Genomic DNA, 25,317 nt, shown 5'->3' with positions numbered 1-25,317 from the left:
CGGCGGCTCAGCGCCGACGCAGCCACACGGCGGCGTCGGCCGGGAGCCGGCCGGGCACGGGCTCGGCGGAGCCGACCAGCACCTCCGCGTCCGCGAGGTCGAGGCCGTCTGGTCCGGCGGGCAGGGGCAGCTCCTGCTCCGAGGTGTTCACCAGCACCACCACCTCGCCGCGCACCAGGCCCAGCAGGCCCTCGGGCAGGTCCTCGAGGAACTCCACCGGGGCGTCCGAGCGGCCCAGGCCGTGCTCCCTGCGCAGCGCGATCGCGGCGCGGTACATCTCCAGCGTCGACCCGGTCACGCCCTCCTGCGCATCCGCCGCCAGCGCCCCGAACTCCTCCGGCTGCGGCAGCCAGCTCTCGCCGGTGGGGGAGAAGCCGTACGCCGGGGCGTCCGCCCGCCAGGGCAGCGGCACGCGGCAGCCGTCGCGGCCGGGCACCCCGGCCCGAAGATGGGCGGGGTCCTCGCGCAGCGCGTCGGGGATCTCCGCGACCTCCGGCAGGCCCAGCTCCTCGCCCTGGTACAGGTAGGCGGCGCCCGGCAGGGACAGCATCAGCAGCGTCGCCGCGCGGGCGCGGGCCAGGCCCAGCGCCGCGTCCGGCGTCTCCTCGCGGCCCAGCCCCTCGCCGAAGCGGTAGCCGGGCGGGAAGCCGTAGCGGGTGGCGTGCCGGATCACGTCGTGGTTGGACAGCACCCAGGTGGTGGGCGCTCCCACGGCATCGGCCAGGGCCAGCGGCTTCTCGATCGCCGCCCGCATCGTCTCCACGCCCCAGGTGGCCTGGAGGAACCCGAAGTTGAAGGACTGGTGCGCCTCTTCGGGGCCGATGTACAGCGGCAGCCGGTGCTCGGGGATCCAGGCCTCCAGCACCATCATCCGCTCACCCTCGTAGGAGTCCAGGATCGGCCGCCACTCGCGGTAGATCTCCAGCACCCCGTCGTTGTCGAAGTAGATCGGCACCTCTCCCTCGGGGATGTCCAGCAGCCCCTCGGCGTTGACGGCGGCGTCCGGCAGCCCCTCGGGCTTGACCATCCCGTGGGCGACATCCACGCGGAACCCGTCGGCCCCGCGATCCAGCCAGAACCGCAGCACATCCCGGAACAGGGCGTGCACGCGCGGGTTCTGCCAGTTCCAGTCCGGCTGGGAGGTGTCGAAGATGTGCAGGTACCACTGCCCGGGCGTGCCGTCCGCCTCGGTGACGCGGGTCCAGGCCTCTCCGTGGAAGATCGAGGTCCAGTTGTTCGGCGGCAGCTCGCCGTGCTCACCCCGGCCGTCGGCGAACACGTACATGTCCCGCTCGGGGGAGCCGGGCCCGGCCGCCAGCGCCTGCTGGAACAGCTCGTGCTCGCTCGAGGAGTGGTTGGGGACGATGTCCACGATCACCTTCAGGCCCATCGCATGGGCGGAGGCGATGAGCTCGTCGGCATCGGCGAGGGAGCCGAAGCGCGGGTCCACGTCGCAGTAGTCGGCCACGTCGTAGCCGCCGTCGCGCTGCGGGGAGGTGTAGAAGGGCGAGAGCCAGAGGGCGTCCACGCCGAGCTCGCGCAGGTAGGGCAGGCGGGAGGTGACGCCGGGCAGGTCGCCCATGCCGTCGCCGTCCGCATCGGCGAAGGAGCGGGGATACACCTGGTAGACCACGGCGTCGCGCCACCATTCGGGGGCGCCGGCCTCCGGCTGCGCGGTCGCGGGGGCGGGCGAGGAGGTGGTGGTGGTCATGGTGTCCTTCCGATGGGGGCGGTGCGGGGCGCCGGGCCGACGGGGAGTGCCGGCCCGGAGGATTCGTGGAGTCTCAGACAGAGGTCGGTTCCGTGGTCGTTTCAGCAGCCAGCACGGTGGCGCCGGCCGCGGTGGCCTGCAGGTGCAGCAGCGGTCCGTCCGCGGCGGCGGTGGCGCCGCCGACGGCCGCCAGGGGATGGGCACCGGTCACGCCGGGCAGGGACCGCAGGTCCAGAGCGACGGGATCGTGGGCGTCCCGGGCCAGGTGCACGATGATGTCGCCGTCCGGGTGGGTGCGCACGAGCACAAGGGCGTCGTCCCCGGTGTGCAGCCAGCGCAGGCCGCCGCGGCGCAGGGCCGGGTGCTCGCGGCGCAGGCCCAGCAGGGTGCGGGTGGCCTCCAGCACCTCGGCATCGACCGGAAGATCGGCGTCCCCGGGATCACCCGCCTGCTCGGCGAGGGCGTCGATGGCGGCCCAGGGCATCGGGGTGCGGGCGTGCTCCCCGGTGAGGCCCTCGGCGCCGAGCTCGTCCCCGGCGAAGACGGTGGGCACCCCGGGAAGGGCCGCCAGGGCGGCGACGGCGGTGAGCTGGCGGCCGCGCTCGCCGACCACGGTGCGGGTGCGGGGCGTGTCGTGGCTGGAGAGCTGGTTCTGGGAGTGGAGCCGGGAGGGCCAGGGCATCTGCGCGTTGTAGTCGCGCAGGCTGCGGGAGACGGCACCGCCGGGCAGCCGCGGCGTCGTCATGGGCAGTCCCAGCCAGTTCAGGGCGCTGCCGGGCTCGGCCAGCCAGGCCCACAGGGGCCGGGTGAAGCCGGTGTAGTTCATGGTGCCGTGCCAGCCGTCGCCGTCGAGGTCCCCGGTGGCGTCGTGGCCGTGCTCGGCGACCAGCCAGGTGTCCCGGCCGGTGCGGGCGCGGACCCGGCGCAGGGTGCCGCGCATCTCGCGGGCCACCTCGCGGGTGAGGTCCACCGCACCGTGGCGGCCGGTCATGTTGGCCACGTCGATGCGCCAGCCGTCGGCGAGCACGGGCTCGTCGAGGAATCGCGCGGTCACGGAGCCCTCGCCGCGCGTGAGGCGGGCGCGCAGGGCGGCGCTGCGCTGGTCGAGCTTGGGCAGGCTCGGCACGTCCAGCCAGCTCACGTAGCGGTCCGGGTGCTCGGTGAACAGGTAGTACCCGGCCTCTTCGCTCCCGGCATCGGCCTGGGCGGCGCGGAACCACTCGTGGGTGTCACCGGTGTGGTTGGTGGTCAGGTCCAGCACCAGGCGCATACCGCGCGCGTGCAGCGCCTTCGAGAGTCGGACCAGGGCCTCCTCGCCGCCGAGCAGCGGATCGACCGCCTCGAAGGTGGAGGCGTCGTAGCGGTGCACGGAGCCGGCGGGGAAGATCGGGGTGAGGTAGACGGTGTCCGCGCCGAGGGAGGCGATGTGGTCCAGGCGCTCGATGATCCCGTCGAGGTCGCCGCCGTAATACTGGGCGCCGGTGAGGTCGCCGCGCACCGCGGGCTCCTCGTCCCAGCGCATCGGCACCGCCCAGGCGGGCAGGTCCTCCGGGACGGGGCGGCCCGCGGCGTCCTCGGGGATGCGGGAGCTGCGGGCGAAGCGGTCGGGGAAGACCTGGTAGACGATCGCGTCGTCCACCCAGTCCGGGGCCGGCTCGTGCGCGACCAGGCGGAAGTCGGTGGCGTCGGAGACGTCCCAGGGCACCAGGCCGGCGGCGGTGAGCCAGGCGTAGGTGGGGACCGGGGCGCCGGAGGCGGTGCGGGCACCGGGCTCGGCGAGCACGGCGACGCGGTAGGGCACGACCGGGTTCGCGACGGTCAGGGTCGCTTCCCACCAGGTGCCGGTGCCGTCGGACGCGGGACGCGGGGTGAGGTCCCCGGTGAGGATCTCCCCGTCCACCACGGACCGCAGGGCCAGGGTGCGGGCCGGATAGGCGGCAGGCACCCAGACCCGCAGCGTGGCCTCCTGGCCGAGGCCCGCCCGCGGACCCGGCACGAAGGACGGGCCGGAGTCGTGGTGGGGCTGCTCGGTCAGGGGCACGCCGCTGGGCTCGATCGCGGGATCGACCGGCTGCGGGGCGGGGGAGGGGAGATCGCTCATCGGGAGGGTCCGTTCAGCCCTTCACGGCGCCGGCGGTGGAGCCGCCGACGATGTAGCGCTGCAGGAACTGGTACAGGATGATCACCGGCACCATGATCATCACCGAGCCGGCGGCGAAGACGCCCAGGTTGTTGGAGCGGTCGCCCTCGAGCATCCCGTACAGGCCCACGGCCAGGGTCTTGGTGTCGTTGCTGGTCAGGAAGATCGAGCCCAGCAGGAACTCGGAGAGCACACCCACCAGGGCCAGCAGGATGGTGGTGGCAAGGATCGGGGTGAGGGTGGGCAGCAGGATCTTGGTGAACACCTGCCAGTGGGAGCAGCCGTCGATGATGGCGGCCTCGTCCAGCTCCTTGGGCACGGTGTCGAAGAAGCCCTTGATCAGCCACACCTGGCCGAGCGAGCCGCCCAGCAGCACGATGATGTAGCCCAGCAGCGAGTCCAGACCCAGGAAGGGGATCGCCTTGCCCAGCCCGGAGACCATCGAGTAGACCGCGATCATCGCCAGGAACGCCGGGAACATCATCACCAGCAGCAGCGAGAGCAGGCCGATGCGGCGACCGGCGAATCGCAGGCGGCTGAAGGCGTAGGCGGCCAGGGTGGAGAGGAACACCTGCACCAGGGCGACGGTGCCGCACACGATGACCGTGTTCGCGTACCAGCGCAGGAAGGGCCCGCGATCGCCCGCGATCAGGGACTCGTAGTGCACAAGGGAGAAGGCCTTGGGGATCAGGCCGGAGCTGGAGACGGTGCCCAGCGGGTTCACCGAGGCGGAGATGATGAACAGGATGGGGAACACCGCGAAGGCGACGGCGAGGATGCCGACGACGTGGCGCCACCCGACCTCGGCCATCCAGCGGCCGAAGGGCATCCGCCGCTGCGCGGTGACGGAGGTCTGCTGCGAAGTATGCGTGCTCATGATCGGGCCGCCTCTCAGTTGACGTCTTCGAGGACGCTGGTGAACCGGAACTGGATCGCCGCGAGCACGCCGGTCAGCGCGAACAGGGCGACGGAGACGGCGGAGGCGAAGCCGAAGTCGGCCCCCGAGCCGCCGAAGGCGATGCGGTAGATCATCGAGATCAGGATGTCGGTGCCGCCGCGGGTGTACTCGCCCGGCAGGAACGGACCGCCCTCGGTGAGCAGCTCGATCGCGTTGAAGTTGTTGAAGTTGAAGGCGAAGGAAGCCACCAGCAGCGGGGCCACGGCCACCAGCAGCAGCGGGGTCACCACCTTCACCGTGGTCTGGAAGCGGCTGGCGCCGTCGATGCGGGCCGCCTCCATCACGTCACCGGGGATCGCTTGCAGGGCGCCGGTGGAGACGATGAACATGTAGGGGAAGCCCATCCACAGGTTCGTCAGCAGCACCGCGATCTTGGCCATCGTCGGATCGCCCAGCCAGTTCACGTTGATGCCGAGGGTGGTGTTGATCAGGCCGAAGTCCTGGTTGTAGAAGTTCGACCACACCAGCAGGGCGATGAAGCCCGGCACCGCGTAGGGCATCAGCAGGATCGAGCGGTACAGGCGGCGGCCCTTCAGCCGCTCGTCGTTGAGGATCAGCGCCAGGGCGAAGCCGGCCACGAAGGTCAGCGCCACCGAGCCGAGGGCGAAGACCAGGGTCCAGGCGAAGGCGGCGAGGAACTGGCCGGCGATGTTGGAGTCGGTGAACAGGCGCTGGTAGTTGGACCAGCCCACGTTCTGCAGCCAGGACTGGCTGAAGGCGCGCTCGCCGTTCTCGTTCACGAAGTACTCGGAGTCGCCCACGGTGCCGACCGTGTAGACCGCGCCCGTCTGGGTGTCGGTGATGGTGTCGGCGGCCTCGTCGTAGGTCAGCAGGGTGGTGCCCACGTAGGCCTGATTGGCGCCCTGCACCCGCACCGCGGAGTTCTCGTCGACGGGGACGGCGACCTCCTGCAGCGCGTTGTAGGCGTCGTTGACCTCGCGCGCCTCGAGGATCGTGTAGCCGGAGGCCTCGGTGACGTAGTCGTTCTCGACGGTGACGTCGGCGGAGGGCACCGGGGCCAGCTCGGTTTCCTCGTCGCCGGAGTAGACGGTGCCGGTGGCGGGGTCCACCAGGAACAGGGTGAAGGGGCCCTCCACGGGGTCGCCCTGGGTGGCGACCGACATGTTGTACCAGGTGGAGTCGTCGGTCTGGACCACCGAGTTGGCGAGGATCGAGTTCACCGCCTGCTCCTTGGTGCCGCGGGTGCCGTCGCCGTAGTTGGTGAAGGAGTAGCCCACCGTGAGGATGATCGGGGTGATCAGGAAGACCGCGAGGAAGAAGGTGCCGGGGAAGAGGTACTTCCCGGGGATGAAGCGCTTCGTGGAGTAGATGACGAAGATCGCGATCGCGGCCAGGACCATCACGGCCAGCCACATCCACTGCTGCTGCTGGATCATCAGCGGCACGGTGAAAGCGGTGACGGCGAGGACGGCGCCGAGGACGATGATGCGCACCAGGACCGCGGGGATCGAGGTGCTGCGCTCGCGGTGCACGGGCGGCAGGGGGCTGGACATGGCGACGGGGCCTTTCACGGGGTGGCGGGGGTGACCGGGCAGGCCGGTCGGACGGGGTGCGACGCCGTGATGTCGCACCCCGTCCGGGGGAGCCGGGGGAGCGGGCGTGCTGCCCGCGCCATGGCGGAGGGAGGGTCAGCCGATCTGGCTGGAGATCTGCTCGCCGGCGGAGGTCATGGTCGACTCGGCGTCCGCGCCGCCGACCAGGTTGGCCTCGGCCTGACCGAGCGGTTCCCAGATGGCGGCCATCTCGGGGATGGCGGGCATCGGGGAGGCGTCCTCGGCGTACTCGGCCACGCGCACGACCTCGGGGTACTCGCCCGAGAGCTTCTCCTGCAGCTCGAGGTTCACCGGGGGCAGCTCGTTGCCGGGGAACATCGCCTCGGCGATGTCGGGGGAGGAGACCACGTCGGCGGCGAACTGCTGGGCGAAGGCCTGATTGGCGCCGCTGGAGGCGACGAAGAAGGCGTTGACACCGGCGAAGGGGACCGCCGGGTCCATGCCCTCGAAGCCGGGGACCTGGCTCATGGTGAAGTCGACCTCGGCGGTGCGGATGTCGGCCAGGGCCCAGGGGCCCGAGATCAGGTAGGCGGCGTTGCCGTCGGTGAACAGCGAGATCGCGTTGTCGTTGCTGATGGAGGTCTTCAGCACGCCCTGCTCGCCGAGCTCCACGATCTTCTCGGCCGCGGAGATCGAGCCCTCCTGGCCCACGCCCACGTCGGAGGGGTCGAGGTTGCCCTCGGAGTCCTCGCCGAAGAGGTAGCCGCCGCCGGAGGTGTAGAAGGGCTGCATGTGGTAGGCGTCGCCCTCCTCGCCGACCGGCAGGGACAGCACGTTCTCGGCGCCGCCGGCCTTGCCGGCCTCGACCAGCTCCTCCACGGTGGAGGGCTCGGGCACGTCGGTGAGCTCGTTGTTCGCGTAGAGCACCAGGGTCTCCACGGCGTAGGGGGCGCCGTAGGTCTGACCGTCGTAGGTCACGGCCTCCAGGCCGACCGGGGCGATCGCGTCGGAGGCGCCGGAGGGCAGCTGCACCGGGGAGATGGCGCTGTTCTGCACCAGGTTCCCGATCCAGTCGTGGGCGGCCACGATCATGTCGGGGCCGTTGCCGGCCTGGTTGGCGGTGATGAAGTTGCCCTGCAGGTCGTCGGCGACGATCTGCACCGCGACGGTGAGGTTGTTGGCCTCGGCCCAGTCCTGCGCCGGGCCCTCGAGGGCGCCGGCCTTGACCTCGTCGGTCCAGATCACGAGGTCGGCATCGGCGCGCTCGGGCGCCGCGCCCTCGGAGGAGCCGCCCGCGTCCGAGGCGCCGGAGGAGCTGTCGGAACCGGAGTCGCTGCTGCCGCCGCAGGCGGCGAGGACACCGGTGGTGGCGGCGATGCCGCTCAGGGCGAGGAAGTTCTTGCGACGGATCTGCACGTCTTCTCCTTCGAATCGTGGTGCACCTGGCCGTCGGTGGCCGTGCGGATTGGGAAAAAATATAGATCCTGCCGCCGTCCTGTGCAAGAATCAGCAAGAACTTGCAGGACACGATTCGGACACGGCGCGATGACGCTCGTGACCGGGGAGGATGAGTGTGATGGCGCGACTCATCGACATCGCCAAGGCCGCCGGTGTGAGCGAGGCCACGGTCTCCCGGGTGCTCAACGGGCGATCCGGGGTCAACGAGGCCACCAGGCGTTCCGTGATCGAGACGGCCCGCCGGCTGGGGCGGGAGGTCGGCACCGCCGCCACCCGCTCCGGGCCGCTGGTCGGTGTGCTGGTGCCCGACCTCGACAACCAGGTCTTCACCTCATGGGCCGAGCGCATCGAGGCCGAGCTCTTCGCCCGCGGGGCCGACTGCCTGGTGGCCATGCGTGCCCGGACCGCTGAACGCGAGCGAGAGATCTTGCAGCGTTTCCTGTCGATCGGGGTGGACGGCATCATCGTCGTCTCCGGGCACCACGCCCAGGAGGGTGGCCCCATCGACCACTACCGCGAGGTGACCGATGCCGGGAGGCCCCTGGTGCTGGTCAACGGCGTGCGCCCGGACCTGGACGCCGCCTACCTGTCCACCGACGACGAGCACGCCGTGCGCGCCACCCTGCAGCACCTCGAGGACCTCGGCCACCACCGCATCGGCCTCGCGGTGGGGGACGAGCGCACCTGGCCGGTGCGCGAGAAGGTGCGGGTCTTCGAGGAGGCTTCCGCCGACAGCGACCGCGAGGAGCGCCCCGTCTCCTACACCGACTTCTCCTACGCCGGGGGCTACGAGGCCGCCCGCGACCTGGTCGCCCGCGGCGCCACCGCGATCATGTGCGGGTCCGACGTGATGGCCGCCGGCGCCCTGGAGGCTGTGCGCGCGATGGGCCTGGCGATCCCGGGGGACGTCTCCGTGGTCGGCTACGACGACGTGTTCTGGTCGGCCCTGACGAACCCGCCGCTGACCACCATGCGCCAGGCCGTGCCCGCCCTGGCTCGCGCGGCCGTGCGCGCCGCGCTCAGTGGCGGCGAGGAGTCCCGTCGCCCCTCCCGCACCTTGGTGGTGGTGCGGCCCCAGCTCGTCGTCCGCGGCTCCACCGGCTCCGCCCCCGAAGCCTGACCCGGGCCGCGGACCGGGGGCTTCCTCGCTCCGGTCGGATGCCGCGAGCGACCCCGGCAACGCCGCACGGCACGGTATTCATCATCTGACTTCCATCCCTGGAAGGGAGCCGAGGAAAACCGGCTCCTCCGTCCGGATGTGCGATCATTTCGGGTCGCACTGACCTCGGTGGACGTGCTCACTGAACATGTTCACCACGGTCGGGGAGGTCCGATGCCTGGAACACGGCACGCACAGCGCGCAGGGACGAGTCGGCGGGTGATCGCCGCACGACGCTGCCGTCCCGGAGGTCGCGGGGTACGAGCCGGAGACCACCGGGTATGGTGCGCTGGACGTCGCGGACGCCATGCTCGGGCTGGTCGATCCCTTCCTGGGATCCTGTTCGCGCACCCCGAGCTGTCGCGGTCCTATGTCGCGATCCTCGTGACGGGCCGCTATCCCTCCACCCTGTTCTCCGAGCTCACCAATCGGCTCACCGCTGACTTCCGGGCTGTGCTGCCGTCCTGTCCGGGTCGTCTACTTCCTCGCAGCCGCCGCCTCTCACCTGCGGGCGCGCTTCCTCGGTCCCGCCTTCTGGGTGAGCTGTCAGGGGATGCTGCTCCACTCCACCGCCGTGCTGGTGCTCTTCCTGGCCTGGTGAGGCACCCGACGATCCGGCCGTCGTCGGTCGCGTCGGAGGGGCGCGCGGGCGCCGATAGCATGGTGGGCATGACCGATACCGTCGCCGATGTGACCCCCGAAATCGCCCCCTCAAGCTACGACGCCGCCCAGCGGCGCAGCGACGCGATCTGGCGAAAGATCGAGAGCGACCCCAGTGGCCTGCGCATGCTCACCGGTGACCGGCCCACCGGCGCCCTGCACATCGGCCACTACTTCGGCTCCCTGCGCAACCGCGTCCGCCTGCAGCAGGCCGGCGTGGAGACCTGGGTGATCGTCGCCGACTACCAGGTGATCACCGACCGCGAGATCCTCGGCGACATCCAGGGCTCCGTGCGCGAGCTGCTCACCGACTACCTCGCCGTCGGCATCGACCCCGAGCGCGCCACGATCTTCACCCACTCGGCGGTGCCCGCCCTGAACCAGCTCATGCTGCCCTTCCTCTCGCTGGTCACCCAGCCGGAGCTGGAGCGGAACCCCACCGTCAAGGCCGAGCTGGCCGCCGCCGGGAAGTCCGCGATGGGCGGGCTGATGCTCACCTATCCCGTGCACCAGGCCGCAGACATCCTCTTCTGCCACGGCAACCTCGTGCCCGTCGGCAAGGACCAGCTGCCCCACATCGAGCAGACCCGCGTCATCGCCCGGCGCTTCAACGAGCGCTACGCGGGCGGGGAGGAGTACTTCCCCGAGCCCGATGCGCTGCTCTCCGAGTCGCCGACGATCCTGGGGCTGGACGGCGAGAACAAGATGAGCAAGTCGCTGGGCAACACCGTCATGCTGCGGATGGGCGAGGCCGAGACGCTCAAGAAGATCAAGAAGGCCAAGACCGACGCGGACCGGCAGATCACCTACGACCCCGAGGATCGCCCCGAGGTCGCGAACCTGCTCACGATCGCCGCGCAGTCCACCGGCCGCACCCCCGAGGACATCGCCGAGGAGATCGGCGACCGCGGCGCGGGCACCCTGAAGATCTTCACCGCGGAGGCCCTGAACGCCCACCTCGCCCCGCTGCGCGCCCGCCGCGCCGAGCTCGAGCAGGATCCCGGCTACCTGATGCAGGTGCTGCGCACCGGCAACGAGCGCGCGAACGCCGCGGCCGACGAGACCCTCCAGCGCGTGCGCGAGTTCATGGGGATGGTCTACTGACCGCTCCCGCCGACGGGACGGGCCCGTGACCTGCGCAGGCAGGCCACGGGCCCGTCCTCGTCCGCGGCCCGCGCCAGGGCGGGCGAGCCCGGCGCCGGCTCAGAAGCGGCTCGAGCTGCCCGCGCCGGAGAACCCGCCGCCGCTGCTCGGGGAAAAGCCGGAGACGCTCGAGGTCGACGAGCTCGAGGTCGTGGGATTGCGGTGCACCGACAGCGCCTGGCCCGAGGAGCCGTGCCAGGAGGAGTACCAGGCCACGGGGCTCAGCCGCCAGAAGTCCTCGGAGCCCTCGCCCGCGACGGGGCTCCGCCCGTCGCGTCCCTCGAGCTCCGCGCGCAGCGCACGCAGCGAGCGGTAGCGCCGTCCGCGGCCCTCCGCTGCCTCCTCCTCCAGCAGGGCCCGCTCCTCGTCGTCCTCCGCCTGGGCGTCGATCCGCGCCCGGGTCAGGGCCGCGACCGCGGCGGAGAGCTCCCGGGTGAGGGTGTCGAGCTCCTCGAGGGCGGAGTCGGGGTCGATCCCGTCGGCCTCCAGCCGCGCCGTCAGGGCGGTCATCTCCTGCTCGGTGTGCTCGCCGAGGTCCAGCAGCCGGTCGGCGAGCACCTGCTCCGTCCCGGACATCGCCCCGCGCTCTCCGCGCACCGTCCCGAGGCTCTTGAGGGAGTCGCGCAGGGGCAGCAGCTCCAGCTCCCAGCTCCCGCGCCAGCCGCCCATGCGGTGCAGCAGGTCCGCGGCGGCGAGGATCCGGTCGTCGGCCGCATCGAGTGCCTCGACCTCGTCCTCCCAGCGGCGCACCAGGTCCCGGTCCCGGCCGCGCAGCCCCCAGGAGCGGGAGCGCTCCTCGGCCGTGGGCACCTGCTCCCGCAGCTGCTCCGCCTCGGCGAAGGTCTCCGTGTACCGCTCGTGATCCCGCACGACGGCCTGCGCGTACGGGGAGGAGTCGGGCAGGGTGCGCCCTGCCGCATCGGTGAGGGCGCGGCGGGCGAGCACCTCGTCGTGGCGGATGCGCGTGCGATCCGCCCTCTCGCGGGCGCCGCGCCGCAGCCCCAGCAGGATCAGCACCCAGCCGCCGGCGAGGACGAGCGCCGCGCCGGCGAGGATCTGCACGGCGGGGCGCTGCCACCAGGGGCGCAGCAGCAGCGCGGCGTACTCCTCGGCACCGGCCGCGACCGACCGGTCCCAGTCCCCGTCCCGGGCGGGGTCGCGCATGGCGTCCTGGACGTCGGCGAACTGCTCCTCGGTGAGCTTCACGTCCTCCCCGCCGTAGCTGCCGAGGAACCGGTTCTCGGGGTCCAGGGCGAGGATCACCGTCCCGTCGGCCCAGTGCGACCCGTCGGCGGAGAGCAGCGAGGGGTCGGAGCTGCGGGCGTGGTCGAGCACCGCGTCGTTCAGCGCCCTGTCGTCCGCCGGGTCCAGGTCGTGCTCGGTGACGTCCAGGATGAGCACGACCAGGCGCACCTCGGTGCGGAAGTCGACCTCCGCGAGGCGGTGCTCGAGGATCTCCGGGTCCACGGAGCGGGTGGTGTCGGTGACCTCGACGGAGGCCGGCGGCTCGGCGCGCGCGGGCGCGGGGGCGAGCGCCGCCGGCAGGAGGACGGCCAGGAGCCCGAGCAGCAGCAGGACGGCCCTCGAGGGACGGCGGGTGCGGGGTGCGTCGAGAGCGGCGGAGGACGGACGCGACGTGGACATGAGGCGACCGTAACGGCTCGACCGGCGGGAAGGGGGACGGCCTCCGCCGGTGTCGCGCCCCTCCTCCCGTCGACCCCCGGAAGAACCCCCGGGAGTCTCCGCGGCCGCTCCCGTCAGCCGCTCTCGTCGGCGTCCCGTGGGTCGCCCGTCGAACTCCCGGACCCTTCACGCCTCGCCCCGTTATGATCGACACAAGAAACCCTTGGCCCCGCACCGTGCGGGGCCCGACGAGGAGGTACCGCATGCCTGTTTACGAGAACGTCTCCGATCTTGTCGGCCGCACCCCGCTGGTGAAGCTCAACCGCCTAGGCGACGACGTCCGCGCGACCGTCCTGGCCAAGCTCGAGTTCTACAACCCCGCCAACTCCGTCAAGGACCGCATCGGCGTGGCCATGATCGACGCCGCGGAGCAGTCCGGCGAGCTGAAGCCCGGCGGGACCATCGTCGAGGCGACCTCCGGCAACACCGGCATCGCGCTGGCCATGATCGGAGGCTCCCGCGGCTACAAGGTCGTCCTGACCATGCCCGAGTCGATGTCCAAGGAGCGGCGGATGCTGCTGCGCGCCTACGGCGCCGAGCTGGTCCTCACCGAGGCCGCCAAGGGCATGAAGGGCGCGGTCGAGAAGGCCGAGGAGATCGCGGCGGAGACCGGCGCCGTGCAGGTCAAGCAGTTCGACAACCCGGCGAACCTCGACATCCACCGCCGCACCACCGCCGAGGAGATCTGGGCGGACACCGAGGGCGAGGTCGACGCGGTCGTCGCCGGCATCGGCACCGGCGGCACCATCTCCGGCATCGGCCAGGTGCTCAAGGAGCGCAAGGGCGAGGTGAAGGTCTTCGCCGTCGAGCCCGAGGAGTCCGCGATCCTCAACGGCGGCCAGCCCGGCCCCCACAAGATCCAGGGCATCGGCGCGAACTTCGTGCCCTCGATCCTGGACCGCGAGGTCTACGACGAGGTGCTCGACATCGACGCCGAGACCGCGATGGAGCGGGCCCGCTCCGTGGCCCGCGGCGAGGGCCTGCTGGTGGGCATCTCCTCCGGCGCCGCGATCGAGGCCGCCGCCCGCGTCGGCGCCCGCGAGGAGTTCGCCGGGAAGACCATCGTGGTGATCGTGCCCTCCTTCGGCGAGCGCTACCTGTCCACTCCGCTGTTCGCGCAGTACGCGGACTGAGGAAGGACGCCATGGCCGCCCTGGACCGGGTGATGGGCGTCGTCGCGAGCGTCCGGGAGGACCTCGCGGCGGCGCACCGCCGCGACCCTGCGGCGACCGACGACCTCGCGATCCTGCTGACCTCGCCGGGGCTGCACGCGATCTGGACCCACCGCGTGGCGCATCGGCTCTGGGCGCGCGGGGCCAGGCTGCCCGCCCTCGTCCTCGCCCAGGGCGCGCGCTCGGTGACCGGCATCGAGATCCATCCCGGCGCCACGATCGGCCGGCGCTTCTTCATCGATCACGGCATGGGCGTCGTGATCGGCGAGACCGCCGAGGTGGGCGACGACGTGATGCTCTACCACGGGGTGACCCTCGGCGGCCGGTCGATGGAGCGGGTCAAGCGCCATCCCACGGTCGGCGACGGCGTGGTGATCGGGGCCGGTGCCCGGGTGCTCGGCCCGATCACGCTCGGCGAGGGCGCCCAGGTCGGGGCCAACGCCGTGGTCGTCAAGGACGTTCCGGCCCGGGCGACCGCCGTGGGCATCCCGGCGACGGTCCGCGTCGGTGCGGCGCATCCCGAGGAGCACACCGACCCGGCGATCTGGATCTGATCCGGTGCCGGCGACCCGCGGGGCCCCTGGCCTCGCGGGTCGCGCGCGCCTGCCGGGACCGCTGCGCTCAGGCGCCGAAGGGATCGAGGAACGAGGTCCCGCCGACGCGGTGGACGCGCCGCTCCCAGGCGGGCAGCACCTCATGCGCGTCCTCGGCCAGGACGTGGTCGAACAGCTCCGAGGAGCCGTGCGGCGGGGCGATGTCCACCAGCACCGTCGTCGCCCCGTGCTCCCGGGCCAGCGGCGCGAGCTGCGCCGCGGGGAAGACGACACCGCTGGTGCCGACGACGACGAAGAGATCCGCACGCTGCGCGAGGCGCGTGGCGAGCTCGAGCTCCGCGGAGGGCAGCTGCTCGTCGAAGAGCACCACGTCCGGGCGGGTCGGCTCCCCGCAGCGCGGGCAGTGACCGGGCACGCCGTGGCCTTCGGGGGAGGATCCCTCGCCCGGCGCGAGCACCGCCCGCCAGTCGCAGCGCCGCCCCAGGCACACCGCGTGCAGGGCGCTGCCGTGGAGCTCGGCGACGGCCTCGCTGCCCGCGGCCTGGTGCAGCCCGTCGACGTTCTGGGTGATCACCGGCGCACCGAGGCGGGCGATCGCCCGGTGCCCCGGAGTGGGGCCGTGCGCGAGCGCGATCGAGGCCATCCGCCCCCACACGGCCCACAGCTGCGGCAGGGAGCCCGGCAGCAGGGAGGCGTGCATCGCCTGCTCGGTCTCCGGCTCGAGGGCCCACAGGCCCTCCGGGCCGCGGAAGGTGCCCAGTCCCGTGCGGGCGCTGAGCCCGGAGCCCGTGAGGAAGACGACCTCACGGTGCTCCGGTCCCGGGACGAAGGGAGCGGCCGTGCTCACCACTCCTCGTGCTCGCGGGAGTCCCAGGCGGCGTCCTCCCCGAGGTCGAGGGAGGCCAGCAGTGCGCGGTCCTCGTCGTCCAGCGAGATCCCCTCGAGTGTCGCGTTGGTGCGCTGACGGGTCGGGTCCTGCGACTTCGGGATCACGACGATGTCCTGGTCCACGGCCCAGCGCAGCGAGATCTGCGAGGTGCTCACGCCGTGCTTCTCGGCGACGCGGCGCAGCGCGAACTGCTCGCCGAGGCCCTCGCGGCCGCCGAGCGGGCCCCAGGCCTGGGTGACGATGCCGAGCTCGCGATGGAAGGCGACGGCTTCCCGCCGCTGCAGGGCGGGGGAGAGCTGGATCTGGTTCACCTCGGGCGCGACGCCGGTCTCGTCGATCAGCTGCTGCAGCTGCTCGGGGCGGAAGTTCGAGACGCCGATGTGCTGGGTCAGGCCCTGCTCCTTCAGCTCGACGAGGGTGCGCCAGGTGTCCAGGGCGAGGCCCCGCGACGGGTTCGGCCAGTGGATGAGGGTCAGGGCCACGCGGGGCAGGCCCAGGCGGCGCAGCGAGCCGAGCAGGCCCTCGCGGGCCTCTTCCCGGCCCTGGTCGCCGCCGGCGATCTTGGTGGTGATCAGCGCCTCGTCGGGGTCCAGGCCGCTGTCGCGCAGTCCCTGGCCGACGGCGGCCTCGTTGCCGTACTGGGCGGCGGTGTCGACGAGCCGGTAGCCGGCGCGCAGCGCCGCCGCGACCGCGTCGGCGCCGCCCGTGCCCTTCATGCCGGAGGTGCCGAAGCCGATCAGCGGGAAGACGGTGCCGTCGGCGAGGGCGGTGGTGGGGATGGACAGCTCGGACACGGATCCTCCTGGATGGCGGTGACGGGTGCTCCCAGCGTATCGATCATCCCTCCCCGGTGCTCTGCTAGCGTCCGGCACGACGAGGACGTCGACCCGCGAGGAGAGCGCAGCATGAGCAGCACCGGCACGGCCCCGACCCCGGAGGCGGCCCCCGCCGCGGGCGCCCACGGGGTGCACGACGAGATCTCGCCGCTGCGCACCGTCCTCGTCCACCGGCCCGGCCGCGAGCTCGAGCGGCTCACCCCGGACACCCGCGAGGAGCTGCTCTTCGACGAGGTGCTGTGGCGGGACCGCGCTGAGGCGCAGCACGACGAGTTCACCCGCCTCCTGGGCGGCCAGGGGGTCGAGGTCCTCCAGCTGCGGGACCTGCTCGTCGACATCCTGCGGGACGTGGGGCTGCGGGAGCACCTGCTCGCCCGCGCCCTCGACCCCGCCGTGCTCGGCGACATCGCCGTCCAGGACCTGCGCGGAGGGCTCGCCGACCTCGAGGCCGAGGCGCTCGCGGACGTGCTGATCGGCGGGATCACCGTCGGCGAGCTGAGGTCGCTCGGGGCGGAGCCGCGCTCGATCGCGCTGCAGCGGGTGGGGGAGGAGCACCTCGTGCTCGACCCGCTGCCCAACCACCTGTTCACCCGCGACACCTCCGCTTGGATCGGCGACGTGGTCTCGGTCGGCGCCATGCGACGCTCGGCCCGGCGGCGGGAGAGCCTCCACCTGGAGATGGTCTACCGCCACCATCCGCGCTTCGCCGGGCCCGGCGGTCCGCGCCGCCTGCTCGGCCGCGACGGCGCCGGGGCGGCGAGCGTCGAGGGCGGCGACGTGATGATGCTGTCCCCGCGCACGGTGGCGATCGGGATGTCGGAGCGCACCAGCGCCGTCGGCGTCGAGCGCCTGGCCGCCGCCCTCCTCGCCGACGACGCGGTGGACCGGGTGATCGCGATCGCGCTGCCCCACCGCCGCGCGATGATGCACCTGGACACCGTCACGACCGTCGTCGACGAGGAGTCGATGCTCCGCTTCGGGCCCCTGCCGGCGCTGGAGACCTTCGAGATCGAGCGGCTCGGCGACCGGCTGGTCTCCCGGGCGCGGTCGGCCGACGAGATGGACGCCGTGCTCGCCCGCGGGCTCGGGGTCCCCTCCCTGCGGGTGCTCACCCCGCCGCTGGACGCCTACGCCGCCGCGCGCGAGCAGTGGGACGACGGGTGCAACGTGCTCGCCCTCGCACCGGGGAGGGTCATCGCCTACGAGCGGGCCGCGGAGACCAACGACTACCTCCGCGCCCGGGGTGTGGAGGTGCTCGAGTTCGCGGGCGACGAGCTGGGGCGCGGTCGGGGCGGTCCGCGCTGCATGAGCTGCCCCGTCGCACGCGGCTGATGGCGACGCGGCTGATCGCCGACGCCGCTGAGCGCTGTCGCGGCTGAGCGCGGCGCCCTCAGCGGCGCGTCGGGGGCGGCGGGTCCTCCGCGGTCTGCAGGGTCGCCTCCTGGGCGGGCAGCGGCTCGCGCAGCGAGCGCTCCAGCAGCAGCTGCTGGGTGCCGAACTCCTCGAGCCCCTTGCGCACCGTGAACCCGAGCTTGCGCAGCAGGGCGACGCTGCGCTTGTTGCGGGTCTGGCTGATCGCGATGACGACCTCGTCCTCGAGCTCGCGGCGCGCCCAGTCCAGCAGCGCGATGCAGGACTCCGCGGCGTAGCCCAGACCGGTCCACTCGGGCAGCAGCGCGTAGGACAGCTCCAGCTCCCCGCGGTCGTAGTCCAGCGTGATCGAGCCGATCATCGTGTCGTCCTCGGCCAGGGCGAGCACCCAGCGCCCCCAGGTGATGCCCAGCGGGGAGAGCTCGAGCGCCTGGCGGGAGGCGTAGTCCACCGCGCCGCCGAGGTACTCGCGGGTGACCGGGTCGGTCATCAGCCGGATCAGCGCAGTGCGGTCGGCGTCGCCCGGCGGCCGGATCACGAGTCGGGGACTGCGGATCCGGACGGGCCACTCGGCGGTGCCTTCCTTCGTCACGACCACCACGGTACAAGCACCGGGGCCCGACCCGCCCCGCCGGGGGCCCGCGGCGCCGTGGCAACGAGGTGCGACGAGGACCGCGAGGCGTGCCCTGGTTCGGTATGGTGAGCCTGCGGCACATCGGTGTGCCGCCGAGTGTCGGTGCCCGGTCCCGCACCGGGCCTCGCGAGTCGGTCAGGACGGACATTCACGCAGTCCCCGGACGAGTAGGAGCACCATGGTCGACCAGCACCTTCGCAGCACGGCACTGGAGGCGGTCCACGAGTCGCTCGGAGCGACGTTCACGGACTTCGCGGGCTGGCGGATGCCGGTCCGCTACGACTCGGACCTCGCCGAGCACAGGGCGGTGCGCCAGAGCGCAGGCCTCTTCGACCTCAGCCATATGGGAGAGATCCACCTGCGCGGGCCGCAGGCGGGCGAGGCCCTCGACCACGCCATGGCCGGCAAGATCTCCGCCGTGACCATCGGCCGGGCGAAGTACACCCTGCTCCTGACCGAGCAGGGCGGGGTGATCGACGACGTGATCGTCTACCGCCTCGCCGAGGACCACTTCCTCGTCGTCGCCAACGCCTCCAATGCCGTCGTCGACGGCGAGGAGATCCGCGCCCGCGCCAAGGGCTTCGACGTCGAGGTCGACGATGCCTCGGACCGCACCTCCCTGATCGCGGTGCAGGGCCCCGCCAGCGAGCAGATCCTGCTGGACCTCCTGGCCGCCGAGGACTCCGGCGTCGAGGGCGTCACCGCCGAGGACATCACCTCGATGAAGTACTACCGCTTCGCCGAGGGCACCTGGCGCGGCGACGACCTGCTCGTGGCCCGCACCGGCTACACCGGCGAGGACGGCTTCGAGCTGTACGTCGGCGACGACTCCGCCGAGGAGCTCTGGAAGGCCCTCACCGCCGTCGGCGGGGACCGGGTCGTGCCCTGCGGCCTCGCCTGCCGCGACACCCTCCGCCTCGAGGCCGGCATGCCGCTGTACGGCAACGAGCTGAGCCGGGACCTGCTGCCCGCCCAGGCGGGCATGGGCCGCATCATCGCGCTCTCCTCCAAGGGCGACTTCGTCGGCCGGGAAGCCACCGAGGCGGCGCAGACCGAGGGCCTGCCCGTCCTGGTGGGCCTCGCGGCCGAGGGCCGCCGGGCCGCCCGCGCCGGCTCCGCCGTCCGCGACGGGGAGGGCAACGAGATCGGCGCCGTCACCTCCGGCGTGCTCTCGCCGACCCTCGGCCATCCCATCGCGCTGGCCTACATCGACCCCTCTTACCGCGAGGTCGGCACCGAGCTGGTGGTCGACGTGCGCGGCAAGGACCTGCCGGTCCGCGTCGTCGAGACGCCCTTCTATCGCCGCGGCTGAGCGGCTCCGAGTTCCCCGACCGTCCCCAGGAAGGACCAGAGAAATGTCCGCAGAACTCCTCTACAGCAAGGACCACGAGTGGGTCCGCGTCGAGTCCGACGGAGTCGCCGTCATCGGCGTGACCGACTTCGCCGCCGAGCAGCTCGGCGACGTCGTCTACGTCGACCTGCCCGAGGCCGGCTCCGAGATCACCTCCGGCACCGAGATGGGCGAGATCGAGTCGACCAAGTCCGTCTCCGACCTCTTCTCGCCGATCAGCGGCACCGTCTCCGAGACCAACCAGGCCGTCGTCGACGAGCCCGAGCTCGTGAACTCCTCGCCCTTCGAGGAGGGATGGCTGATCAAGGCCACCTTCGAGGCACTGCCCGACGACCTGCTCAGCGCCGAGGAGTACAAGGCCCTCACCCGGTCCTGAGCATGCAGGGGCGGCCCGGTGCCGGGCCGCCCCGCGCCCAGGCCACGACCCCGCACCTCCACGTAGAACCTCAGGGACACGCCTTCATGACCGCAACGCCTGCGCTCGATCACGACTCCTTCGTCCGCCGCCACGTCGGCACCGACCCCGGCGCCCAGCGCCACATGCTCGAGGTCCTGGGCTACGAGTCCCTGGACGAGATGCTGCGGGCGGCGGTGCCCTCCACGATCCTGCTGGACGAGGAGGCGCTCGACGCGACCTCCGTCCCCGACGGGGTCACCGAGCCCGCCGCGCTCGAGGAGCTCCGCGCCCTCGCGGACCGCAACACCACGCGCCGCTCCCTGATCGGCCTCGGCTACCACGGCACCCACACCCCCGCCGTCATCCAGCGCAACGTGCTGGAGAACCCCGCCTGGTACACCGCCTACACCCCGTACCAGCCCGAGATCTCGCAGGGCCGTCTCGAGGCGCTGCTGACCTTCCAGACCATGGTCTGCGACCTCACCGGGATGGACGTCTCGAACGCCTCCACCCTCGACGAGGCGACCTCCGCGGCGGAGGCGCTGATGCTCGCCCGCCGCACCGCGAAGCGCAACGGGAACGTCTTCCTCGTCGACGCCGACGCGCTGCCGGCCACCAAGGCGGTGCTGCAGGGCCGCGCCGACGGCCTCGGCATCGAGCTGCGCGAGGTCGACTTCCGCGTCGACGGAGCCCCCGAGGGCGACTACTTCGGCGCCCTGATCCAGTACCCCGGCGCCTCCGGCCGCATCTGGGACCCGCGCGACGTCATCGCCGAGGTGAGGTCCACCAAGGCCGTCGCGATCGTCGCCGCGGACCTGCTCTCCCTGACCATGCTCGCCTCCCCGGGCTCGCTCGGCGCCGACGTCACCGTCGGCACCACCCAGCGCTTCGGCATCCCGCTCGGCTTCGGCGGCCCGCACGCCGGCTTCGTCGCCGTGCGCAAGGGCCTCGAGCGGCAGCTGCCCGGCCGCCTGGTCGGCGTCTCCCGCGACGCCGACGGCAACCCCGCCTACCGCCTCTCCCTGCAGACCCGCGAGCAGCACATCCGCCGCGACAAGGCCACCAGCTCCATCACCACCGCGCAGGTGCTGCTGGCCGTGATGGCCGCGATGTACGCCGTCTACCACGGCCCCGAAGGGCTGACCCGGATCGGCCGCACGGTCGCCGACCGCACCGCCGCCCTCGCCGACCTCCTGCGCCGCAGCGGCTTCGAGCTGGTCGCGGAGTCCTTCTTCGACACCCTCGAGGTGCGGGCCACCGGCACCGCCTCCGACATCGCCGCCTCCCTGCGCGAGGCCGGGTTCCTGGTCCGCGTCCTCGGCGACGACGTGGTCCACCTGTCGCTGGACGAGACGATCACCGCCGCGGACCTGCAGGCGATCGCCGCGGCCTTCGCCCCGCACGCCCCGACCCCCGGCCAGGAGCTCGCCGAGGTCGGCTCCGGCGCCGGCTGGGACGGCCTGGTGCGTGAGGACCCCTTCCTGCGCCACCCGGTGTTCTCCTCCTTCCGCTCCGAGACCGCGATGATGCGCTACCTGCGCCGCCTCTCCGACCGGGACTTCGCGCTGGACCGGGGCATGATCCCGCTGGGCTCGTGCACGATGAAGCTCAACGCCGCCACCGAGATGGCCGGCATCACCTGGGCCGAGTTCAACGGGATCCATCCCTTCGCGCCGACCGAGGACGTGACGGGCTATCTCGACCTCATCACCCAGCTCGAGACCTGGCTGACGGACCTGACCGGCTACGACACGGTCTCCCTGCAGCCCAACGCCGGCTCGCAGGGCGAGTTCGCGGGCCTGCTGGCGATCCGCGCGTATCACGCCTCCCGCGGCGAGTCCTCCCGCGACGTGTGCCTCGTGCCGAGCTCCGCCCACGGCACCAACGCCGCCAGCGCCGTGAACGCGGGCCTGCGCGTCGTGGTCGTCGCCTCGGATGCGAAGGGCAACATCGACCTCGATGACCTGGGGCAGAAGATCAAGGACCACGGCGACGAGCTCGCCGCCATCATGATCACCTACCCCTCCACGCACGGCGTGTACGAGGAGGAGGTGCGCACCGTGTGCGAGCTGGTGCACGACGCGGGCGGCCAGGTCTACGTCGACGGCGCGAACCTCAACGCGCTGCTGCAGGTGGCGCGTCCCGGCGAGTTCGGCGGCGACGTCTCCCACCTGAACCTCCACAAGACCTTCTGCATCCCGCACGGCGGCGGCGGCCCGGGCGTCGGCCCGGTCGCGGCGAAGGCGCACCTGGCGCCGTTCCTGCCCGGTCACCCCGAGATCCAGCGCGAGTCGCACCCGGTCGCCGGGGCGGGGGAGCAGGTCCACGGCGGCGCGCCCGTCTCGCAGGCGCCCTACGGCTCGCCGTCGATCCTGCCGATCACCTGGGCCTACATCCGCCTGATGGGGCCGGACGGGCTGCGCCACGCCACCGCCTCGGCGGTGCTCGCGGCGAACTACATGGCCCGCCGCCTCTCCGAGTCCTACGAGATCCTGTACACCGGCGAGAACGGGCTGGTCGCCCACGAGTGCATCGTGGACCTGCGCCCCTTCACCGAGCGCACCGGGATCACCGTCGACGACGTCGCCAAGCGCCTCATCGACTACGGCTTCCACGCCCCGACCATGTCCTTCCCCGTCGCGGGGACGCTCATGGTCGAGCCCACCGAGTCCGAGGACCTCGCCGAGATCGACCGCTTCGTCGAGGCGATGCTGATGATCGCGAAGGAGGCCGACGAGGTGCTCGCCGGCACCTGGCCCGCCGAGGACAATCCGCTGGTGAACGCGCCGCACACGGCCTCGTCGATCGCGACGGGGGAGTGGACCCACCCCTACTCCCGCGAGATCGCCGTCTACCCCGGCTCCTGGACCGCGCCCGAGGACGACTCCGTCCACGACAGCGCCCAGATGCGGATCCAGTCGAAGTACTGGCCGCCGGTGCGTCGCATCGACCAGGCCTGGGGCGACCGTAACCTGGTGCCCACCTGGCCGCTGGACTGACCTCGGCCGATCCCGCCCCTCGCCCGCCCGGACCGCTCCCGCGGCCCGGGCGGGCGTGTTCGTGAACTGCTGTGACGGCCCGGCTCGTGTCCGGGCCGCCCCTGCTCCTAGGCTCTGCCCATGACCGAGATCCTCACCACCCACGCCGGCTCCCTGCCCCGCAGCCCGGAGCTCATCGCCGCCAACGCCGCCCGCCCCGTCGGCGAGGACGGACTGACCCCCGCGCCCACCGACGAGTTCCGCGAGGTGCTGCGCCAGGCCGTCCTCGACGTCGTCGCGAAGCAGCGCGAGATCGGGATCTCGATCCCCAACGACGGCGAGTACGGGCACCTGATGGGCTCGGCCGTGAACTACGGCTCCTGGTGGTCCTACATCTTCGACCGGGTCAGCGGCCTGGAGATCACGGGCAGCGACCACTTCTCCTCCGAGCCGGTGCGCTCCACCCCCGGGAACGTGCGCCTGACCACCTTCCCCGATCGCCGGGACTGGACGCTCTTCGCGGAGGCGTACCAGGACCCGACCTCGGGCGTCACCGTCGGCTCCCAGCCCACCTTCCCCGCCGCGACCTCCGCGATCGCCTACTCCGACACCGGTCGCGAGCTGGTCGCGCAGGACGTGGCGAACTTCCGCGCCGCGCTCGACTCCGCCGGCTTCGCGAACGGCTACCTCGCCGCGCTGTCCCCGGGCTCCGGCTCCCGCATCAACGACGACCACTACGGCGACGAGGACGCCTTCCTCGACGCCTGGGTCGAGGTGATGCGCCCCGAGTACGAGGCGATCGCCGCCGCGGGCCTGACCGTGCAGATCGACGACCCGTCTATTGCCGAGAACTGGGACCAGATCAACCCCGAGCCCTCCGTCGCCGATTACGTCGAGTTCACCCGCAAGCGCGTCCACGCCGTCAACCGGGCGCTGGTGAACGTGCCGACCGAGCAGACCCGCTTCCACCTGTGCTGGGGCTCCTGGCACGGCCCGCACACCACCGACATCGAGTTCCACCACATCGCGCCGCTGCTGCTCGAGATCGACGCGAAGTACTACTCCTTCGAGGCCGCCAACGTGCGCCACGAGCACGAGTGGACCGTGTGGCAGGACCTCCAGCTGCCGGAGGACAAGGTGATCGTCCCCGGCATCGTCTCCCACGCCACCAACGTCGTCGAGCACCCCGAGCTGGTCGCCCAGCGACTGGAGCGCTTCGCGCGGATCGTCGGCCCCGAGCGCGTGATCGGCTCGACCGACTGCGGACTCGGCGGGCGCATCCACCCGCAGATCGCCTGGGCGAAGCTCGCCTCGCTCGTGGAGGGCGCGGCCCTCGCCTCCTCCCGGCTGTGAGGCCGGCGCGCCGCTGAGCCCCGCGGGGTCCTGATCGGAGCCGGTCGGGACCCCGCGTCCGGGCCCTCGGGCGGGGGCGAGAGTTCACCGCCTGGTCGACGACACGTCACGCCCCCGTGGCGCCGCGGAGACCCGGGCGGCGGAACATCGGGGGCGTGAGGATCCTCGTCGTCGCCGAATCGTTCCTGCCGCACATGAACGGGGTCACCAACTCGGTGCTCCGCGTCGTCGACCACTTCGCCGCCTCGGGCGATGATCTCGGGATCATCGCCCCCAAGTGGCCCGGGGCCGACAAGCACCTGCGCACCTCCTGCGGACGCAGGGTCCGGGTGCGCCGCATCGCCTCGGCGCCCATGCCGGGCTACACCGAGGTGCGCATCGCCACCACCAGCGCCGCCACCCTGCGCCGTCGCATCGACGAGTTCGCGCCCGACGTCATCCACCTCGCCTCGCCGATGATCCTCGGCGGCCGCGCCGTGGTCGCGGCGCAGAAGGCCGGGGTGCCGACGGTCGCCGTGTACCAGACCGACATCCCCGGCTACACGGCCCGCTACGGCATGCCCTTCCTCGAGAACGCCTCCTGGCAGCTGCTGCGCGACGTGCACAACCGCGCCACCCTCAACCTCGCCCCGTCCACCGCGACCCGCGACCAGATGCTCGAGCACGGCATCGAGCGGGTCCACCTGTGGCGGCGCGGCGTGGACACCTCGCTGTTCTCCCCCTCGCTGCGCAGCGCTAAGCTCCGGGCCCGCTACGCCGAGCCGGAGGAGAAGCTCGTGGTCTACGTGGGCCGGCTCGCCCCCGAGAAGCAGGTCGCCGATCTGCGCGTGCTGCACGACATGCCCGGGGTGCGCCTGCTGATCGTCGGCGACGGCCCCGAGCGGGACGCCCTGCGTCGCGACATGCCCCGGGCGCGCTTCGCCGGCTTCCGCTCCGGCACGGACCTCGCCGCGCACCTCGCCAGCGCCGACCTCTTCGTCCACCCCGGCGAGCTCGAGACCTTCGGGCAGACGATCCAGGAGGCCATGGCCTCCGGCCTGCCCGTCATCGCACCGCGCCGCGGAGGACCGGTGGACCTGGTCACCCCGAGCCGCACCGGCTGGCTGTACACCCCGGGGATGCTCGACGAGCTCCGCGACCGCGCCGCGGACCTGCTCTTCGACGACGCGAAGCGCGAGGCCTTCGGCACGGCGGCGCTGGAGTCCGTGCGCCAGCGCACCTGGCCGGTGCTCAGCGAGCAGCTGCGCGGCTACTACCGCCGGGCGATCGAGGAGCACGCCGGAGTGCCCGCCCGCTGAGCCGCCGTCACATTCCGCCACACAGCTCGCGAGGAGGGGCTGCCGCGGGGTGGACTGA

The 25,317-nt window shown here is 72.4% G+C and carries 19 protein-coding genes; 10 read left to right on the top strand and 9 right to left on the bottom strand.

Annotated features, from left to right (window positions below):
• Positions 1 to 7: 7 nt before the first annotated feature.
• The 5 genes from DEU31_RS13050 to DEU31_RS13030 all read right to left on the bottom strand — a co-directional run bounded on the left by DEU31_RS13050 (position 8) and on the right by DEU31_RS13030 (position 7,739).
• Complete coding sequence (locus DEU31_RS13050) at positions 8 to 1,711, bottom strand: alpha-amylase family glycosyl hydrolase (protein WP_133677469.1); 1,704 nt, start codon at positions 1,709 to 1,711, stop codon at positions 8 to 10.
• A gap of 73 nt (positions 1,712 to 1,784) precedes the next feature.
• Positions 1,785 to 3,812 carry a glycoside hydrolase family 13 protein gene (locus tag DEU31_RS13045; RefSeq protein ID WP_133677468.1) on the bottom strand — a complete coding sequence of 676 codons (2,028 nt, stop codon included), beginning with the start codon at positions 3,810 to 3,812 and terminating at the stop codon, positions 1,785 to 1,787.
• A gap of 13 nt (positions 3,813 to 3,825) precedes the next feature.
• Entirely contained in the window at positions 3,826 to 4,728 is a 903-nt protein-coding gene (locus DEU31_RS13040) for a sugar ABC transporter permease (protein WP_133677467.1), read from the bottom strand.
• Positions 4,729 to 4,742: 14 nt separating this feature from the next.
• The gene (locus DEU31_RS13035) at positions 4,743 to 6,323 is read right to left on the bottom strand and encodes an ABC transporter permease subunit (protein WP_010550985.1); all 1,581 of its coding nucleotides are present in this window, start codon (positions 6,321 to 6,323) and stop codon (positions 4,743 to 4,745) included.
• Between the two features lie 135 nt (positions 6,324 to 6,458).
• Positions 6,459 to 7,739 (bottom strand): extracellular solute-binding protein, encoded by a 1,281-nt coding sequence (locus tag DEU31_RS13030; protein ID WP_010550986.1) that lies wholly within the window; start codon positions 7,737 to 7,739, stop codon positions 6,459 to 6,461.
• A 160-nt stretch (positions 7,740 to 7,899) separates the two neighbouring features.
• Between DEU31_RS13030 and DEU31_RS13025 the strand changes: the two genes are divergently transcribed.
• Positions 7,900 to 8,901 carry a LacI family DNA-binding transcriptional regulator gene (locus DEU31_RS13025; protein WP_010550987.1) on the top strand — a complete coding sequence of 334 codons (1,002 nt, stop codon included), beginning with the start codon at positions 7,900 to 7,902 and terminating at the stop codon, positions 8,899 to 8,901.
• Between the two features lie 708 nt (positions 8,902 to 9,609).
• Complete coding sequence (trpS, locus tag DEU31_RS13020) at positions 9,610 to 10,704, top strand: tryptophan--tRNA ligase (protein ID WP_133677466.1); 1,095 nt, start codon at positions 9,610 to 9,612, stop codon at positions 10,702 to 10,704.
• Between the two features lie 99 nt (positions 10,705 to 10,803).
• On the opposite strand, the gene DEU31_RS13015 is transcribed toward trpS, so the two are convergent.
• Positions 10,804 to 12,387 carry a DUF5129 domain-containing protein gene (locus DEU31_RS13015; RefSeq protein ID WP_133677465.1) on the bottom strand — a complete coding sequence of 528 codons (1,584 nt, stop codon included), beginning with the start codon at positions 12,385 to 12,387 and terminating at the stop codon, positions 10,804 to 10,806.
• A gap of 242 nt (positions 12,388 to 12,629) precedes the next feature.
• Here DEU31_RS13015 and cysK point away from each other — a divergent pair, with 242 nt between their 5' ends.
• Both cysK and epsC read left to right on the top strand, forming a co-directional pair.
• Positions 12,630 to 13,559, top strand: a complete 930-nt coding sequence (cysK, locus tag DEU31_RS13010) for a cysteine synthase A (protein ID WP_062949573.1) — start codon at positions 12,630 to 12,632, stop codon at positions 13,557 to 13,559.
• A 32-nt stretch (positions 13,560 to 13,591) separates the two neighbouring features.
• Positions 13,592 to 14,152, top strand: coding sequence for a serine O-acetyltransferase EpsC (gene epsC / locus DEU31_RS13005; protein WP_029360564.1), 561 nt, complete (start codon positions 13,592 to 13,594; stop codon positions 14,150 to 14,152).
• A 67-nt stretch (positions 14,153 to 14,219) separates the two neighbouring features.
• Here epsC and DEU31_RS13000 read toward each other — a convergent pair whose 3' ends face one another.
• Both DEU31_RS13000 and DEU31_RS12995 read right to left on the bottom strand, forming a co-directional pair.
• The gene (locus DEU31_RS13000) at positions 14,220 to 14,999 is read right to left on the bottom strand and encodes a Sir2 family NAD-dependent protein deacetylase (protein ID WP_133677464.1); all 780 of its coding nucleotides are present in this window, start codon (positions 14,997 to 14,999) and stop codon (positions 14,220 to 14,222) included.
• On the bottom strand, positions 14,996 to 15,835 hold the full coding sequence (locus DEU31_RS12995) for an aldo/keto reductase (RefSeq protein ID WP_133677463.1): 840 nt from the start codon (positions 15,833 to 15,835) through the stop codon (positions 14,996 to 14,998). The genes DEU31_RS13000 and DEU31_RS12995 overlap by 4 nt, the downstream gene beginning before the upstream one ends.
• Positions 15,836 to 15,946: 111 nt before the next feature.
• Between DEU31_RS12995 and DEU31_RS12990 the strand changes: the two genes are divergently transcribed.
• Positions 15,947 to 17,209 carry an arginine deiminase gene (locus tag DEU31_RS12990; protein WP_133677462.1) on the top strand — a complete coding sequence of 421 codons (1,263 nt, stop codon included), beginning with the start codon at positions 15,947 to 15,949 and terminating at the stop codon, positions 17,207 to 17,209.
• 58 nt (positions 17,210 to 17,267) lie between these two features.
• On the opposite strand, the gene DEU31_RS12985 is transcribed toward DEU31_RS12990, so the two are convergent.
• Positions 17,268 to 17,840, bottom strand: coding sequence for a GNAT family N-acetyltransferase (locus DEU31_RS12985; protein WP_040367442.1), 573 nt, complete (start codon positions 17,838 to 17,840; stop codon positions 17,268 to 17,270).
• 220 nt (positions 17,841 to 18,060) lie between these two features.
• Here DEU31_RS12985 and gcvT point away from each other — a divergent pair, with 220 nt between their 5' ends.
• The 5 genes from gcvT to DEU31_RS12960 all read left to right on the top strand — a co-directional run bounded on the left by gcvT (position 18,061) and on the right by DEU31_RS12960 (position 25,259).
• Positions 18,061 to 19,194, top strand: coding sequence for a glycine cleavage system aminomethyltransferase GcvT (gene gcvT, locus DEU31_RS12980; protein ID WP_133677461.1), 1,134 nt, complete (start codon positions 18,061 to 18,063; stop codon positions 19,192 to 19,194).
• A 43-nt stretch (positions 19,195 to 19,237) separates the two neighbouring features.
• Complete coding sequence (gene gcvH / locus DEU31_RS12975) at positions 19,238 to 19,609, top strand: glycine cleavage system protein GcvH (protein WP_010550997.1); 372 nt, start codon at positions 19,238 to 19,240, stop codon at positions 19,607 to 19,609.
• A gap of 86 nt (positions 19,610 to 19,695) precedes the next feature.
• Complete coding sequence (gene gcvP, locus DEU31_RS12970; RefSeq protein WP_010550998.1) at positions 19,696 to 22,629, top strand: aminomethyl-transferring glycine dehydrogenase; 2,934 nt, start codon at positions 19,696 to 19,698, stop codon at positions 22,627 to 22,629.
• Positions 22,630 to 22,749: 120 nt separating this feature from the next.
• Positions 22,750 to 23,961 carry a cobalamin-independent methionine synthase II family protein gene (locus DEU31_RS12965; RefSeq protein ID WP_010550999.1) on the top strand — a complete coding sequence of 404 codons (1,212 nt, stop codon included), beginning with the start codon at positions 22,750 to 22,752 and terminating at the stop codon, positions 23,959 to 23,961.
• A gap of 155 nt (positions 23,962 to 24,116) precedes the next feature.
• Entirely contained in the window at positions 24,117 to 25,259 is a 1,143-nt protein-coding gene (locus tag DEU31_RS12960) for a glycosyltransferase family 1 protein (protein ID WP_133677460.1), read from the top strand.
• The last annotated feature ends 58 nt before the right edge of the window (positions 25,260 to 25,317 follow it).

The organism is Brachybacterium sp. AG952 (assembly GCF_004362645.1).
Classification (GTDB): Bacteria; Actinomycetota; Actinomycetes; order Actinomycetales; family Dermabacteraceae; genus Brachybacterium; species Brachybacterium conglomeratum.
Note: the sequence above shows the minus strand (reverse complement) of the source record. Positions and strands in the feature narration are given on the sequence as shown.

Coding starts and splice junctions, on each gene's coding strand:
- DEU31_RS13050 (WP_133677469.1), bottom strand. CDS start 1,711: ATGACCACCACCACCTCCTCGCCCGCCCCCGCGACCGCGCAGCCGGAG.
- DEU31_RS13045 (WP_133677468.1), bottom strand. CDS start 3,812: ATGAGCGATCTCCCCTCCCCCGCCCCGCAGCCGGTCGATCCCGCGATC.
- DEU31_RS13040 (WP_133677467.1), bottom strand. CDS start 4,728: ATGAGCACGCATACTTCGCAGCAGACCTCCGTCACCGCGCAGCGGCGG.
- DEU31_RS13035 (WP_010550985.1), bottom strand. CDS start 6,323: ATGTCCAGCCCCCTGCCGCCCGTGCACCGCGAGCGCAGCACCTCGATC.
- DEU31_RS13025 (WP_010550987.1), top strand. CDS start 7,900: ATGGCGCGACTCATCGACATCGCCAAGGCCGCCGGTGTGAGCGAGGCC.
- trpS (WP_133677466.1), top strand. CDS start 9,610: ATGACCGATACCGTCGCCGATGTGACCCCCGAAATCGCCCCCTCAAGC.
- DEU31_RS13015 (WP_133677465.1), bottom strand. CDS start 12,387: ATGTCCACGTCGCGTCCGTCCTCCGCCGCTCTCGACGCACCCCGCACC.
- cysK (WP_062949573.1), top strand. CDS start 12,630: ATGCCTGTTTACGAGAACGTCTCCGATCTTGTCGGCCGCACCCCGCTG.
- epsC (WP_029360564.1), top strand. CDS start 13,592: ATGGGCGTCGTCGCGAGCGTCCGGGAGGACCTCGCGGCGGCGCACCGC.
- DEU31_RS12990 (WP_133677462.1), top strand. CDS start 15,947: ATGAGCAGCACCGGCACGGCCCCGACCCCGGAGGCGGCCCCCGCCGCG.
- gcvT (WP_133677461.1), top strand. CDS start 18,061: ATGGTCGACCAGCACCTTCGCAGCACGGCACTGGAGGCGGTCCACGAG.
- gcvH (WP_010550997.1), top strand. CDS start 19,238: ATGTCCGCAGAACTCCTCTACAGCAAGGACCACGAGTGGGTCCGCGTC.
- gcvP (WP_010550998.1), top strand. CDS start 19,696: ATGACCGCAACGCCTGCGCTCGATCACGACTCCTTCGTCCGCCGCCAC.
- DEU31_RS12965 (WP_010550999.1), top strand. CDS start 22,750: ATGACCGAGATCCTCACCACCCACGCCGGCTCCCTGCCCCGCAGCCCG.